Annotated in this window: 13 protein-coding genes; all 13 read right to left on the bottom strand. The window is 42.5% G+C overall.

Annotated elements, in window-relative coordinates; genetic code table 11:
* Positions 1 to 32 precede the first annotated feature (32 nt).
* Positions 33 to 581 (bottom strand): transcription repressor NadR, encoded by a 549-nt coding sequence (locus tag DWY07_RS11890; RefSeq protein ID WP_044945249.1) that lies wholly within the window; start codon positions 579 to 581, stop codon positions 33 to 35.
* A gap of 98 nt (positions 582 to 679) precedes the next feature.
* On the bottom strand, positions 680 to 1,534 hold the full coding sequence (gene nadC / locus DWY07_RS11885) for a carboxylating nicotinate-nucleotide diphosphorylase (protein WP_117823343.1): 855 nt from the start codon (positions 1,532 to 1,534) through the stop codon (positions 680 to 682).
* 22 nt (positions 1,535 to 1,556) lie between these two features.
* Positions 1,557 to 2,858 (bottom strand): L-aspartate oxidase, encoded by a 1,302-nt coding sequence (locus tag DWY07_RS11880; protein ID WP_117823341.1) that lies wholly within the window; start codon positions 2,856 to 2,858, stop codon positions 1,557 to 1,559.
* 339 nt (positions 2,859 to 3,197) lie between these two features.
* Positions 3,198 to 3,494 (bottom strand): hypothetical protein, encoded by a 297-nt coding sequence (locus tag DWY07_RS11875; protein ID WP_021943996.1) that lies wholly within the window; start codon positions 3,492 to 3,494, stop codon positions 3,198 to 3,200.
* A gap of 96 nt (positions 3,495 to 3,590) precedes the next feature.
* The gene (locus tag DWY07_RS11870) at positions 3,591 to 5,936 is read right to left on the bottom strand and encodes a UvrD-helicase domain-containing protein (RefSeq protein ID WP_117823339.1); all 2,346 of its coding nucleotides are present in this window, start codon (positions 5,934 to 5,936) and stop codon (positions 3,591 to 3,593) included.
* Positions 5,937 to 5,951: 15 nt separating this feature from the next.
* Positions 5,952 to 6,938: an SPFH domain-containing protein gene (locus tag DWY07_RS11865; protein ID WP_117785144.1), complete on the bottom strand. Its 987-nt coding sequence runs from the start codon at positions 6,936 to 6,938 to the stop codon at positions 5,952 to 5,954.
* A 10-nt stretch (positions 6,939 to 6,948) separates the two neighbouring features.
* Positions 6,949 to 7,629, bottom strand: a complete 681-nt coding sequence (locus tag DWY07_RS11860; protein WP_117808793.1) for a PspA/IM30 family protein — start codon at positions 7,627 to 7,629, stop codon at positions 6,949 to 6,951.
* 146 nt (positions 7,630 to 7,775) lie between these two features.
* Complete coding sequence (locus DWY07_RS11855) at positions 7,776 to 8,738, bottom strand: hypothetical protein (protein ID WP_117808792.1); 963 nt, start codon at positions 8,736 to 8,738, stop codon at positions 7,776 to 7,778.
* Positions 8,739 to 8,778: 40 nt separating this feature from the next.
* Positions 8,779 to 9,459 carry a gamma-glutamyl-gamma-aminobutyrate hydrolase family protein gene (locus tag DWY07_RS11850; RefSeq protein ID WP_117808791.1) on the bottom strand — a complete coding sequence of 227 codons (681 nt, stop codon included), beginning with the start codon at positions 9,457 to 9,459 and terminating at the stop codon, positions 8,779 to 8,781.
* A 4-nt stretch (positions 9,460 to 9,463) separates the two neighbouring features.
* Positions 9,464 to 11,872 carry a PEP-utilizing enzyme gene (locus tag DWY07_RS11845; RefSeq protein ID WP_117823337.1) on the bottom strand — a complete coding sequence of 803 codons (2,409 nt, stop codon included), beginning with the start codon at positions 11,870 to 11,872 and terminating at the stop codon, positions 9,464 to 9,466.
* Positions 11,873 to 12,051: 179 nt separating this feature from the next.
* Positions 12,052 to 12,594: a nitroreductase family protein gene (locus DWY07_RS11840; protein ID WP_117823335.1), complete on the bottom strand. Its 543-nt coding sequence runs from the start codon at positions 12,592 to 12,594 to the stop codon at positions 12,052 to 12,054.
* 107 nt (positions 12,595 to 12,701) lie between these two features.
* Entirely contained in the window at positions 12,702 to 13,787 is a 1,086-nt protein-coding gene (locus DWY07_RS11835; RefSeq protein ID WP_117823332.1) for an N-acetylmuramoyl-L-alanine amidase, read from the bottom strand.
* Positions 13,788 to 13,845: 58 nt separating this feature from the next.
* Positions 13,846 to 15,225, bottom strand: coding sequence for a M18 family aminopeptidase (locus DWY07_RS11830; RefSeq protein WP_117823330.1), 1,380 nt, complete (start codon positions 15,223 to 15,225; stop codon positions 13,846 to 13,848).
* Positions 15,226 to 15,357 lie beyond the last annotated feature (132 nt).

Raw genomic sequence — 15,357 nt, 5'->3', positions numbered from 1 at the left:
ACTTATTAATTTCTTCCCCTCGTCATCCTATGTCATTCACTTTTTTCCCAAAAATCAACCGGTTCGAAATCCAGCAGTTTCGCAAGAAAACCACATTCCTCCAGATCCTTCTGAATATTATCCAGGATATCTTCTGAATCTGCCTGTACCGTGTGATAATGGTAATTGTCGGTTATCTTAAGAAGCGGCGATGATTTTCCACTGCTCAAGGTCTTTACATATTCATAAATATCTTTTCTGGTTTTTATGTTCATCGGAGCTTTTACAACTCCATAAATCTTATGATATACAAATACATCCAGAATCCTGCCGCCATTATCTACGATGATCTGTAATTCTTTCTCTATCTCTTCCGCAGTATGACGCACCTTGAATATTCGTTCACATTTTCCCGGCTTTAATAACACATATCCCCGGTTTGTTGAAACAATATTATTGTCAGCCGCACGAAGCAGGGCAATATCCTGTACGATCACCTGCCTACTCACACTGAGCCTCTTTGCCATCTCCGCCCCCGCAATCGGCTCTTTACTCTTCGCAAGCATCGACAACAGTTTTTCCCGTCTTTCAACTCCTGTCATGTTCTTCCTCCCAATCTTATCATCCATTAGCCCATTCTATTTCTCATGTAAACCTTCCCTGCACCCAAAGGCACCAGAAATTTTGTTACAATATTCAGTTAGATTCTATGAAGATTTTTCAGAGAAATATCCATGATCGGAGCGGAATGTGTCAGTGCTCCACTTGATATATAATCAACACCAAGGTTCTTCAAGCGCTCGATATTTTCTGCTGTTACATTACCTGATACCTCGATCTCTGCCTTGCCATCAATGATGCCGATCGCTTCTTTTAACATTTCATCTGACATATTATCCAGCATGATAATATCCGCTCCGGCTTCAACAGCCTCCTTTACCATATCCAGATTCTCAACCTCGACTTCGATCTTTCTGACAAACGGTGCATATTCCTTTGCCATACGGATTGCCTCTTTCACTCCGCCTGCTGCGCCTATATGGTTATCCTTCAGAAGGACTCCGTCCGAAAGATTATATCTGTGATTATGCCCACCGCCGACACGAACTGCATATTTTTCAAAAATACGATTATTCGGGGTTGTCTTTCTGGTATCAAGCAACTGGATCCTGCTTCCTGCAAGAAGTCCTGCAACCTTATATGTGTACGTAGCAATACCGCTCATCCTCTGCAGATAATTCAGTGCTGTCCGTTCTCCCGATAACAATACACGGATATCCCCGGTTACAACTCCCATCAACTGTCCTGCCTTTACCTCATCGCCATCCTTGCAGTAGAGTTCTGTCACGGTTGTATCATCTAATAATTCAAATACTCTCTTAAACACCTGTAAACCACAGATGATTCCATCCTGCTTGCAGATTAACTCTACCTTTCCCATGCATGCCTCCGGCATAACGGAATTTGTTGATACATCCTCACTTGTAATATCTTCTTTTAATGCTCCAAGAATAAATGGATCTACATTTAATTTTAAAGTAATCTGATCGTACATAATATCCTCCTGAATGATTTTTCTATGCTTCCTGTCTGTGCAGGTCTTCTTCGTTTTCCCTTGCAATCTCAGCCTTAAGCAGTGCTTTATATTCTGTTGCCAGCTTCTTCTTGTCTGTATAATCGTCTTCTCTGTAAGAGATTTCTTCTATCTTTGTCCGGTCGAACTGCTCAGTCATTTCCTTTGCGGCCCGCTTGGCAAATACCAGGCTCTCAAGAAGCGAATTACTTGCCAGTCGATTCTTGCCATGAACTCCGTTACATGCAGTCTCTCCGATCGCATACAACTGATCCATCGATGTCTTACTGGACAAATCCACCTTGATACCGCCCATGAAATAATGCTGTGCCGGCACAACCGGTATGCATTCTGTATACACATCATATCCCATTTCTTTGCAATGCTCAACGATATTCGGGAAATGTTCTTCTAATTCTTTTCTATCAATCACAGTCATATCTTCCCAGACATAATCTGTCCCGTCCTTCTCCATCTGTTTGCGAATCTCGATTGTCAGCAGATCTCTCGGAAGAAGTTCATTTACAAACCGCTCATGATTCTTGTTATAGAGCAGCGCCCCCTCGCCACGAACCGATTCCGATATCAGAAAACTCCTGTCTTCCGGCTCTTTGCTATATAAGGTTGTCGGATGAATCTGGACATAGTTCACATGCTCTGTCTCAATCCCATGCTTTAATGCGATCGCAACGGCATCTCCGGTCAGGTGTCTGAAATTAGTCGAATGTCTGTAAATACCACCAATTCCCCCACAAGCAAGCATGGTATAGTTTGCCATGATCGGGAAAATCTTATTCTCCGCATCCCTTGCCACCACACCGTAACAGCAATTATCCTTACACAGGATATCCACCATGGTTACATGTTCGTAGATCGTCACATTCGAAAGCTTCTCTACATTGCGGAGCAGGGTACTTGTGATCTCTTTTCCTGTTACATCCTCATGAAAAATGATACGGTGATGGCTATGTGCTCCTTCCTTTGTATAGCTAAGACTGCCATCCGGCTCCCGATGAAAGTCTGCCCCATACTTTACAAGGTCATTTACGATATCAACTGACGAACGTATCATCACCTCTACACTCTTTGGATTATTCTCATAATGTCCTGCTTTCATGGTGTCTTCAAAATAACTGTCATAGTCATCTTCTGATTTCAGCATACACATGCCACCCTGTGCCAGGAAGGAATCACTGTGTTCTACGATATCCTTTGTTATGATCGTTATCTGTTTATCACTGGGGAGATTCAATGCAGCATATAAACCTGCGCATCCACTTCCAACAATTAAAATATCTGTCTTCATATTGTTTCTCCAACTATATTTATTCGTTTTTCTTCTTGTATAAAAAAGCGTTGCCTTAGTATACCACGTTCTGTTGTGCATGACAATATAGTATTTTACACCACTTTACATGTGTCTTGTCAGTTATAAAATAAGAAGTAAGATTTGGCATCGAAGCACATGTACCTTTATTCCGCAAGACGCTTCCGCTCTGTTTCTCCCTTTTCCACAAAATTTCCACTAACTATAAATGAATACTTTTCATATATCTTTTTAGATAAAAATAACCGAATTAGCTCTTTATAATTCAAAAAACTAATCCGGTTATTTTACTCACTTTGATTCAGCTCAAATTTTTGATTATTCAGCGTCTGCTACAGGCTCTGCTGCCGGTGCTTCTGCTGTCTCGGCAGGCTGCTCTGCCGGTGCTTCTTCCTCGTCATCATCGTCATCATCGAAGAAGTCGTCATCAAAATCATCATCAAAATCATCATCAAAATCATCAAGAAAATCAGGTGTCAGGTATGAATATACTGCATATGCAATACCTGCGATCGCTGCTACTGCACCGATGATCGCAAGGATCACAAATACAACACCTTTTGCCTTTTCTTCTGTTGGTTCGCTTTTTACTAAGATTACATCATTATTTTTCATTATAAACTACCACCCTTTCATTTAGTTTCTGTATGCCGTCATTATAGCATACTCTTTTTTCTATTTCTATATTATCTTGGAATTATTATAATTTCTTTATTCTTCCAGACGCTTTAATTTTGCAAAGGAAGCAAACATTTTTCTTGTACCGCCACGATCGAAATCTACCGTCACCTCATAATCTCTGCCGCCCTTTACAAGCTGCGTTACAGTTCCATTTCCAAATTTCATATGACGCACCCGATCACCTTCTCCATAGTCGAGAACCAGTTCCCGGTTCACGGTAAATTCTTTGCCAAATGATGGTTTGGTCGATGGTGTTATACTGATCGGCTCTTTCTTTGCCTTACTGTAGCTGCTGTATGGATTCGATGAAGAATATCCGGAACCTGTTTGCGACGATTTTCCATGATATGAGCCTTTTCCATATCCTGACTGTCCGCTGCTACCATACCTATTTCCGGTATATCCGGTGTCTGCAAACTGCCGTTCTTCCATCCGTTTTACATGCCTTGTAATATCACCGGAATCCTGGAACAGCAGCGGCGGAATCTCTTTAATAAATCTGGAGATGTCATTGCAGTTTCTACTTCCATGCAGCATACGGTTTCTTGCACAGGACAGATATAGCTTCTTCATCGCTCTTGTAATTCCTACATAGCAAAGTCTGCGTTCTTCTTCCAGCGCATCTTCATCATCCGAATTGATCGCCATCGCACTTGGAAAGATTCGCTCTTCCATGCCACATAAGAATACATATGGGAACTCCAGTCCCTTTGAACCATGGATCGTCATTAATTTAACCATATTATCATCATCGGACATTTTATCGGTCTCCGAAACCAGCGCGATATCCTCCAGAAAATCTGCCAATGTTGCTTCCTCATAATCGGTTTCAAACTGAACCACACGGTTTCTTAACTCATCGATATTCTCAAGTCTCGCCATCGATTCATCCGTGTGCTCCGCTATCAGTTCATCTTCATATCCGGTATCCTCCAGAATACGGTCAAATAATGTACTGAGTGGTTCCTGCTCCTCTATTATCCCCCGAAATCCATCGATCAATTCCACAAAGCTGGAAATTTTTGCAACCGAACGCTGTAATCCCGGAACTTGCTCTATGATCTGCATGGCTTCCATCAGTGTCATATCATTTGCAGTGGCAAATGCGGCCACCTTATCAACGGTAGCATCACCGATTCCACGCTTTGGTACATTGATGATTCGTCTGAGATAGGTATCGTCTGTAGAGTTATTTACAACCTTCAGATATGCCATTATATCTTTAATTTCTTTTCGTTCATAGAAATTCTGACCACCGTAGACCCGATGTGGTATTCCTCGCATAACCAGCTTCTCACCAAGGATACGAGACTGTGCATTCGTACGATATAGTAAAGCAATGTCTTTATACTGTGCACCATTTGCTGTCAGACGGATGATCTCATTTACGACACGATCCGCCTCCATGTATTCATCCTCACTCTGATTAAATACAAGCTTCTCGCCATCTCCCTGATCTGTCCAGAGGGCTTTATCCTTTCTTCCTTCGTTATGCTTGATCACCGCATTTGCAGCCGCCAGAATATTTCCACAGGAACGATAATTCTGTTCCAGCTTCACGACCTTCGCATCCGGATATTCCTTTTCAAAATTCAAAATATTCGTAATATTGGCACCACGGAATTTGTAGATTGACTGGTCATCATCACCAACGACACAAAGGTTTCTGTATTTGGAAGCAAGCTGCTTCACCATCAGAAACTGTATGTGGTTTGTATCCTGATACTCATCCACCATAATATAACGAAATCTGTCCTGATATAATTCCAGTACATCCGGATTATGTTCAAACAGCTCAACCACCTTGTAGATCAGATCATCAAAATCAAATGCATTGAATTTACGGAGTCGCTTCATATACTCGGAATATACGGTTGCCGTCTGTGTCTTCACAAAATCTGTCGCATTCATCTTCGCATACTGATCCGGTGAAATATACCGTTCCTTTGCATTTGATATCTCCGCCAGGAACATCTTCTCCGGATACTTCTTCGGATCGATCTTCAATTCCTTCAGAATATTCTTGACCGCAGATTTCTGGTCATCCGAATCATAGATATTAAAATTTGTTGCATAACCGAGCCTGTCTGAAAACCGTCGCAGAATCCGTACACATAACGAATGAAAGGTGCTGACCCATACTCGTTCAGCACCCTCTCCAACAATGTTATTTACTCTGTCTCTCATTTCGGCTGCGGCTTTATTTGTAAATGTTATCGCAAGGATATTATATGGATTCACTCCGATCTCATCCATCAGATACGCTACTCGGTGGGTGATTACTCTGGTCTTTCCTGATCCGGCACCTGCCAGTATCAGAAGCGGTCCATCGACATGTCTGCATGCCAAATCCTGCATGTCATTTAATCCAGCCATCGCTTTTGTACTCCTTTATATCAGCTTTGTTCCGCAGTTACCACAGAACTTTGCTCCATTTGTAGGGGTTCCGCAGTTCGGGCAGAACTTAGGAGCCGTACCATTTCCGGTTGGAGCTGCCTGCTGATTCATCTGTCCGTTCATGTTGTTCTGCAGATTACCGGTCATCTGATTTGCCATCATCATACCCATCTGCATTCCCATCATACCGCTGGCAACATCTGCCATATTTGTTCCGCCTTTTCCGTTGGAATTTGCAAGTGCATCTACCATCTTCACCTGCTGGAACCGACCCATATCACCAAGCATCGTATACTCAGCAGCCTGATCTGCACGTTTTGATATATTCTCAGGATATGTAAATTCGCTGATTCTGAAATCCGTCATGGTCAGACCGATCTTGATCAGTTCCATATCCAGATCTTCTAAAATACCCTTCGCAATATCCGTTGCATTTGCCATCAGATTGAATACGTCACCGCCGACCTTTGTGATCCATTTGATCAACAGTCCATCTAAGATTCCCTTAATACGGTCTCTGACATCATCCACTGTAAAGATTGCCTTTACCCCGGCGATTCTCTCGATCAACACATTGTAATCATCGATCTTGAATGAAAACTTACCATTTGACCGTACCGGAAGTCCGCCCGGAAGTCCCGGAGCCTGTAAACGGATCGGTGAACTGGTTCCCCAGTTACAGGTAAACTCTTTCGTATTGATGAACAGAACCTCTGCACGAAGTCCTGAGTTGAAACCAAACTTAAATCCCTTTAATGTAGAAAGGAATGGAATGATATCCGAATCAATCGTATAACTTCCTGATTCTGTGAAGATACCTTCTACCGCACCGTTATACAGGAAGATTGCATCCTGTCCCGGTTTAATGATAAGTCTGGAATCTTTCTTTATCTCTCGATTTGTCCATTTCCAGAAGAGCAGGTCATCTCTGTATTCTTCCCACTCAACTACATTGGCAAACTGATTTGAAAATAATCCCATCTGTTTCCTCCTATGAAAGTCCCATCTTTGCCTTTAATGCTGCAAGTTCATCTGAAACTGCTGATGATGGTTCTGCATCGTATTTACTCATCAGATCATCTGTCTCATCCTTGCCGCTGGCATTTAATTCTGCCATTGCATTTGCCTTGTCAAGCATCGCATCAGCCTTTGCTTCCATTCTGTCAAATGCTGAGATCGTTCCGGCTGTATCCGTTACGCTTCCCATCATCTTATTCATCTTCTCCTGCGTCTTTGCAACCTGAACCTTCGCCTTGATGGCGTCCTTTCTGTTGTTCAGATCCATGATATCCTTTGTCAGCTTATCATGCATCTCTTTCATCTTAGCCGCATTTCCTGCTGCCATATCATATGACTGCTGTAAAGACGTTCTCTTGGATGCTAACTGGTTCTTCTTCTCTAAGAACTTCATGGCATCTGCTTCATTTCCTGCAAGGAGTGCCTTCTCTGCATAGTTCTGCATCTTGGCAATATCTGCATCGCAGTCATCGAGTGCACGTTTGCATCTGGTCTCATCTGCCATAACAGTTGCTGTCTCTGATTTTACGTTTCTAAGATCTTCCTGTAAGTCTCTGAGATACTGGTCGATCATCTTCTCCGGATCCTCTGCCTTATCAAGCATAGCGTTGATGTTTGCTGACATAATGTCTTTAAATCTTTTTAAAATCCCCATAAATAATTACCTCCTGTATATATTTACACTTTATGGTTTCTTGTTTTTCGTGCTCACAAACCCATAATATCATAACAGGCGTACGCTCCGCAACGCCTGAATCATGAATTAAATGTAAAGTATCACGCTTCTGTTCTTAGGTGGCTTTAAAGTTCATCGTCAAGGCTCTTATGGATGTTTCCACCGATCCGGAACTCCGGAATCTTCTTAGAAGATCCTTCTGCTGTCTTTCCTGCAACCCCTGCATCCGTAATTGATTCCTCTAACGGCACAGGTGTCCGATCCTCAAATAATGACTTTTTCTTTTCTTCCTTTAATTCATTCGCAATCTCAAATGCTGAATCCACAACCTCATCATGCAAAATATCATCATGAAGCTTCACCGGCTGTCTGGATGGTTTTACCTTGATCGGATCTTCCTTCTTATCCTCAAAATCAAATTCCCACTGAACCATCTCATTTTCTTCTGCCTGCTTCTTCGTCTTCTGTTCTTCTTCCTCAAACCGGTTCTTCTCATAGTACAGTTCATTTGCAAGGAGCTGGCTGATCTCTAAGATATCGGCATACCGTTCCTGCTTTTTCATATCCAGAAGTCCATCCATCAGCTCTCGCTTATTCTGCTCAATGACATCGGATTTCTGTCTGAGGGAATCCAGCACACGGTCGGTTTCCTCGCTGATCATATTATATGCCTGACGTACCGATTCATTGATCTCCATAAGCATCTCATTCGTATAAATGATCGATGCCGCATAGATCTCATTTGCTGTCCGAAGTGCCATCTTATCTTTCTTGTTCAGATCCTTTACCTGCCTCTGGACATAGAGCGGATTCGGCTTGCTCATTCGGATCCGGCTTGCAGATTCTTCTGCCTCTACGATAATGTCCTCGGCTTCTTTATTCGCATCCTTTATGATCTTGCCACGCTTATCCGTGATCTCATGATACGCTTTTAATTCTATATCTATCGTCTTTTTCAGATCTTCTATCATTTCCAGCATTTCTTCTTTATTTACAAGAACCTTTCCTGCTGCAAATGGAACATTCTGTCCGTCCTCAATCAATACCTGCATCTTATCAAGCAGTTGTTTTGCTTTTCCTTTTTCCATGTCTATTACTTCCTCCAACTATGGCTTTATAGGATTTTATTTACAGATCCGGTTTCTTATCATCTCTTGGAATACCTAAGAAATCCTGGATCAGATGTCTGCTGAAAAGCCTTCCTTCTTCACTTTCAAAATACCGCTCCGGGTGCCACTGAAACGCAAGAATACTCATGGTTGGTGACACAAATGCCTCAACCGATCCATTTTCTTCATCTACAACCAACGGATAAAACATTGTTGAAAGGTTTTCCAGATATACACAATCACTGTGAAAATTATTTATCTTTATATATCGATCCGATTTACAGATTTTTGCCATATGGTCAACACCTCGCGGTCTTGGCACTACAAACGGTGCAGAATATGAGATCTTTCCTCCAAAAAGAGCATTCAGATGCTGCATACCTCTGCATACCCCGATGATCGGTATCTCATTCTCCACACAGTACATAATGAGCCGTTCCTCCATCGCATCCCGATGCGGCTGCAGCTCTGCCTTATGCGGTTCTACATAATATTTCGGGTGAAGCGTACCGCCACCCGTTACGATCAGTACGTCAATCGGATCTTCAAATAAGGCTTCAAAATCTCTGGTGAAATTCGACACCGGATGAAGTCTTATTCCCATGCTTTCATAAAATTCCGTATAGGCAGCTTCCAGAACATCCGTGGATTTTCCATACATATTCTGACCTTCGCGTTGTGTTATCAGTGCGTGAAGCATACGCCTATTCCTCCTTCAGCATCTTTCCATTTTTACAATCAAGTGTCAGTTTGTCAAGTCCTGTTACATAATTATAAATAACGTCGCCACATCCAATAGCCGCCGGAATATTGAATTCCGCACATCGAATCGCCATATGGGATGCAACACCACCATACTTCGTAATAAAGCCCCGGATTCCTTTTGCAAAGATCCAGTCATAGCCGGGGTCTGCTTTCGGGATCACTACGATCTTATCTGCAACATCAACCGCTCCGGCATCATCACGCTTCGATTCCTCATCCTCCAATACGACAACTGCTCCGGTCACGATCTCCGAGGTAATAAAATTCGGCCTAGCCTCTACCATCTCGATATATTCCAACTGTTGCTTATTGCAGATCACATCCGGCAGGATCAGGTCAGAAGCATCTGTATATGCTTTCCGGTTCTCTGTGATCACCTGTTCCCATATCCTTCGGATCTCCGTTTCTGGTTTATGATACACTGCAATTATATCATCTACTGTGAGATATGCCATATCTTCTTTTGAAAAATTCAACATTTCTCCAATATTGATCAGAATATCGATTGCCAAGCTTAAGGATTTTGTAAATTCAAATTTAAAATATTCCCGTTCTTCCATGGAATCCTTTAAGAATTCCACAAATTTCTTTGCATCAACATCAAAGCCGATATCGGAAAGTGCCTGTTCTACCTTCTCCGGATCAAGCGGTGTATGCTTTAACCGTTCAATCCTCTGTCTCTGCTTCTTTGCTGTCTCACTTGCCTTGGAGCTGTCAAAATCCTGTTCCGCATACGTCTCACAGGTGATATCGTAAGTGCCGGAACGAAGATGCCCGTATTTCTCATCAAAGGCTGCCCTGGTAATCCGTTCTTCTGCAAAATCCTGAAAATCCGAATCGTACTCCGATGCTACTGTGTAGATTGACATCATAAAGTCATCAATCTCACGGCTCGTAAAATATCCCTTTGCACTAAGCGACCTGCAAAGAGCCTTTGAGATAAATGCAAGTCTTGCCTGTCTTGCAAATTTCGGTGTTCCGTACTGTTTGATACTCTCGATCAATTCTATAAAATAACGGATGGAAGTATTCACATCTTTTGCTGCCATCAGCCAGTTATTCCTGATATTCTCCCGATGCACCTTCAGCCCATTTAATGAACGGATATCCTGCATCCGATTCTGCCTGAAATTACAGATTACATGATCCGTCAGACGAAACAGACTGCCCGACAGATCCTGAATCTCTCCCTTCGTAAATCCATACTCTAATAATTCCTGTAACCGATCCTCCGTTGTAAAATCATAATTGGAAAATACTACCTCAAATTCAATCTTATCATGTGCTGTTATATCCGATAAAATCTTCCGGTCGTAAAATGCCAAAAGTTTTTTCACCATGTCCTCATCTAAATCCGCAGGCATCAGACACAGAAATGACTTCCGCAAGGATATATATGGTTTATTTCCGACCCTGTACATCAGATCACCGTCCACCACACGATATCCTATAGTGGTAAGTCCTTGATTCCATGCAGCCTTCGTTATGATCTCTCTGTAAAGGGAGAAATCAAGCGGATGCGGATTTACCCCTATGATCTCTGCCGGATTCCAGAATGCCATATCGGATAAGATTGCCTGTTTCTCATACAACAGATCACTGAGTTTTTGATACTGCTGTTTTGTCTCGTTTATCAATTCTCCAAATATACGATCATTCTTTGCTCTGTCTTCTTTGTAGTCAGATGGATTTTCCAGCTTCTTAATACAGGCCGCAAGCGGACGCACCTGAAAGATCGTAACTGTCAGATCTGCTCCAACTGCAAATTCCACATCGAGTGGATACTCCGGAAAGATGTCTTCTAATTCCCTCATGGCTGTGACCAGAACACCCCAGTGCTCCGGGAGAGATGAACTCTCTGCTGTCCTTGCAATATAGATCGTCTTTCCTCCGCTTCCACTGGTTACCGCATCGGTCGAATCTTCATCATATGAGATTGCATAATACAGTCTTCCTAATTTGATCTCTCTGGAGAAGATAACTCCGCTGCTGATGATAGATTTCGTCTGCGTCTGGATCAACACCTGTTCATTCCTGATATCTGGCAGATCTTTTTTATAGGAATCAAATACTGTCTCAACCGCATGACATACAGCATCGCGATCATCAGCGTCGACATCCAATATACTGTCATAATGACCCGCATTTGATGTCTCGGAGGAATCTTCATTGGAACAGGAGCTTCGAACAACAATCGTCTGTCCTTTAAACTGTGATTGAATATCGGCAAGGATCTGTTTCCGGTTCTCACCATACATTTTCCCGGTTACGATCATAAGGTCTTCTATTCTCGATTTTGTTATTCTGTTTTTCAAATAATCTAATGTATCTGCTTTTGTCAAAACCATGAAAAAAATCACCTTCTACAACAAAACTGCACCTTAGCAGACCATATCATCTATACTAAAGTGCAGTATATTTTTTCTCTTTCGAGACACTATTCGTTTTGTTGGCTATTCCGACAGACTTTTGTTTCTTCCAAATCTATCTTCTGTCAGTATTCATTATATAATGAATAAAATAGCTCTTACTGGATCGTTAATAGATCATCAACTGATTTTCTTGGCGGCATCCCCGGTGCAAATACCGGATATCCCATTGCGATAACAGTGGCAACTGTCTGTCCTTCCGGCACACCTACGATCTCTCCAACTTTCTTATCATCAAATACTCCAAGGATAACCGTTCCGATTCCCTTCTCATGTGCTGCAAGACAGAATGTCTGGGCTGCGATACCAGCATCGAACATCTCCCATCCGGCACCTTTGCTTGTACTGAAGCTTCCATCTCTCTCATATCCACAAATACCGTTCTTCTGTGTCACAACCATCAACTGATGTGCTCTGGAAACTGTCTTCTCATTTAATGCAAATCCCATCACGCCTTCTTCTGCGATCTTCTTGATCTTCTCCGGATCAGAAACACTGATGTAACGGATCGTCTGTGTATTCTTCCAGGATGGTGAATAGGATGCGAGTTCTACCAACTCACGGATCACTTCATCCGGAATGATATCCTCTTTGAATTTTCTTACCGACCTTCTTGTCTTAATACATTCTAATGCTTCCATGTTATATCCTCCTGTATTTTTATAAATATCTTTTGTATCTTCTTACATATATCGCAAGTATAACTCACTCAATGTATTCAATAAATCATCTCATTATCTGTTACAGATCACTTACCTGCAAAATATGCATCTATACCATCTGCAATTCCCTTTGCAAGCAGGTTCTGATAATCTGATGTTACAAGCTTCTGGTCTTCTTCTGAATTCGTCATATAACCAATCTCAACGATCGTAACCGGAACCTTACACCAGTTAATTCCACTCATGGAATCTGTCTCCCAGACGCCTTCGCTGTTTGCCCCTGTTGCTGCTGCCATTCCGCTTAATACATCGGCAGACAACCGTTTACAGGAATCATAGATATCTGCATTGTATGGATTGTCCTTTGTCTGGCATACCGTCATAACACCGCTCGCATTTGTATCTGTAGAACCATTGGCATGGATCCTTATAAATGCATCTGCATTGTCACTATTTGCAAGTTCGGCTCTTGCCGCATTACTGATATCGACATCATTGGATGTACGGATCATCTTCACAGTATAGCCTCTTGCCTCTAATGCACTCTGAAGCTTTAACGCTACCTCAAGATTCAGTTCATATTCCTCTGTACCGGTTGTAACACCTGTATTACCGGCTGAGACTTTTGCTTTCTTATCTTCCGCACCGGGACCTACCGGCTCTGTATCCGTATTCGGCGTTGCCTGATGACCTGCATCAATACAGATCAGCTTGCCTTCGCCAACATTGCTTGTCTCCTGTGTTGATTCTTCTGTGCTGCTGTCATCACCACTGGATGCTGCTCCTTCTGCCTTTACAAATTCCGAATAAACATAATAGGTTTCACCTGTAATGGATACCTTGCTCCATTCATCGTTATACCCGATCCGGTCAAGCTCTACACCATCTGCAAGCTGCATCGCAGGATCTCCGTCTGTCGATGGTGCTGTTCTGACATTTACATAATCAGTCGTCGTCACCTTGTCATTTACGATCGTGAATCCTTCTTCATCCACCTGTGCTTCTGTCGTCGCTTCTGTTGTATCCTCTGTGGATGCTACATCTTCAGAAGCTTCTGTTGAACTCTCGGTAGTCGTCTTTTTTCCTGCATCCTTTTTCCCACAGGCTGCAAGTACAAATGCTGAAAGAATGATCATCATACATATAAGTATTGTTCTGTAAACCTTCTTCATAAGTAACCTCCGTCCATATTTCTATACACCTAATGTCTATTATCGCATAAATATGGCTCTATTTCAACCAAAAAGCGATAAGGAGCCGTTTCATCGACTCATAGTCTGACAAATGTGCCATTTCACATGCTGAATGCATAGCGAGTACCGGCATTCCCATATCGACTGCCTTTACCGGAAGATAGGATGAAACGATCGGACCCAGCGTGGTTCCACCCGGCATTCCTGTCTTATTGACCGTACGCTGAAACGGAATTCCTCCATCCTCACAGAGCACCTGAATTACTGCAGCAGCCTCGCTGTCTGTCACATATCGCTGAGATGCGCTGCTCTTTAAGACAACCCCATTTCCAAGCAGTACCCGGTTGACCGGATCGGATTTCTCCTGATAATTCGGATGTGTTCCATGTGCCACATCAAGAGAGATCAAAAATATCTCCGGAAGCAGCTCCTGTATGGTGCATCTCTCTCCGCTGTCTTTTAAGATACGTTCCGTTATCATCCGAAGCAGTCCGGAATCTGCTCCCTGTTTGGACAGACTTCCGATCTCCTCGTTATCGAAGAATACTCCAATACTGAGATTCGTATCAGATCCATCTGCTTCCGAAATTCTTTCATCTGGCGATGCAGCTTCTGTTCCCTTACCTTTTTCTTCTTGCCACTTATTGCCGGTCTGTGTAAGAGATTCCAGAATAGCACTAACGGAAGATACATTATCAATTCTCGGTGATGTAAATAAGCCACTGTCTCCGATCATTTGGCAGGAATCACAATTATATAAATACAGATCATAGTCTAATATATCCGCCTTATCGATCTGAAGTTTTTCTGCAACCTCATCTAAAAAGCTATGCGGCTCATCCTTCTTCCAAAGCCCAAATACCGGGATCAGTTCTTTCTGAGGATCTAATTTTGTCTCTGAATCTCCTCGTTTCAGATGCGGTGCAAGACTCGGTATGATCGCAACCGGCTTCTCCGAATCATATAATCGTACCTCCGGATGAAATGCATCACTGCCTTTTACCACTACCTTGCCGGCAAGTCCCAGTGGACGGTCAAACCATGTCTTCATTAACAGTCCGCCATAGGTCTCTATATTCAACATATGATATCCGCCTTTTTCCATATCGGCTGACGGCTTTAACTTCAGCATCGGAAAATCCGTATGGCTGGTTGCTATCCGGATATGCTGCAGCTGCTTTGGCAGATGAAATGCGATCATTACAGAACTGTATGGTCTGACGTAATAATCTGCTCCTGCCTGAAGCTTCCATTTATCCTCTAACTTAAGCTCGGAAAATCCGTGTTCTTTCAGATATTCTTCTCCGTGCTTTACAACATGGAACTGGGTCATTCCGTTTTCTAACATATATTTTAATAAACCTTCCTGTTCCGGTTTTCCTGATGTGCGGTCAACTTCTGTTTTTCTTTTTTCCATATGCTCTGTTCTCCTGTCTTTTTACTCTGTTTTCCATTGTACACCTTTTTAGTTTTTCTTGCTATTTTGTTTTTATGTGTATATAATGTTGTTACACGCTTTAACGCGTTAAATCTCAAAAAGGAGAAACAG

This window comes from Clostridium sp. AF23-6LB, from assembly GCF_003461085.1.
GTDB classification, from domain to species: domain Bacteria; phylum Bacillota; class Clostridia; order Lachnospirales; family Lachnospiraceae; genus Coprococcus; species Coprococcus ammoniilyticus.
This window is presented reverse-complemented; position numbering and strand designations above follow the sequence as displayed.

Coding starts and splice junctions, on each gene's coding strand:
- DWY07_RS11880 (WP_117823341.1), bottom strand. CDS start 2,858: ATGAAGACAGATATTTTAATTGTTGGAAGTGGATGCGCAGGTTTATAT.
- DWY07_RS11845 (WP_117823337.1), bottom strand. CDS start 11,872: ATGGTTTTGACAAAAGCAGATACATTAGATTATTTGAAAAACAGAATA.
- DWY07_RS11850 (WP_117808791.1), bottom strand. CDS start 9,459: ATGCTTCACGCACTGATAACACAACGCGAAGGTCAGAATATGTATGGA.
- DWY07_RS11835 (WP_117823332.1), bottom strand. CDS start 13,787: ATGAAGAAGGTTTACAGAACAATACTTATATGTATGATGATCATTCTT.
- DWY07_RS11830 (WP_117823330.1), bottom strand. CDS start 15,225: ATGGAAAAAAGAAAAACAGAAGTTGACCGCACATCAGGAAAACCGGAA.
- DWY07_RS11865 (WP_117785144.1), bottom strand. CDS start 6,938: ATGGGATTATTTTCAAATCAGTTTGCCAATGTAGTTGAGTGGGAAGAA.
- DWY07_RS11860 (WP_117808793.1), bottom strand. CDS start 7,629: ATGGGGATTTTAAAAAGATTTAAAGACATTATGTCAGCAAACATCAAC.
- DWY07_RS11875 (WP_021943996.1), bottom strand. CDS start 3,494: ATGAAAAATAATGATGTAATCTTAGTAAAAAGCGAACCAACAGAAGAA.
- DWY07_RS11840 (WP_117823335.1), bottom strand. CDS start 12,594: ATGGAAGCATTAGAATGTATTAAGACAAGAAGGTCGGTAAGAAAATTC.
- DWY07_RS11890 (WP_044945249.1), bottom strand. CDS start 581: ATGACAGGAGTTGAAAGACGGGAAAAACTGTTGTCGATGCTTGCGAAG.
- nadC (WP_117823343.1), bottom strand. CDS start 1,534: ATGTACGATCAGATTACTTTAAAATTAAATGTAGATCCATTTATTCTT.
- DWY07_RS11870 (WP_117823339.1), bottom strand. CDS start 5,936: ATGGCTGGATTAAATGACATGCAGGATTTGGCATGCAGACATGTCGAT.
- DWY07_RS11855 (WP_117808792.1), bottom strand. CDS start 8,738: ATGGAAAAAGGAAAAGCAAAACAACTGCTTGATAAGATGCAGGTATTG.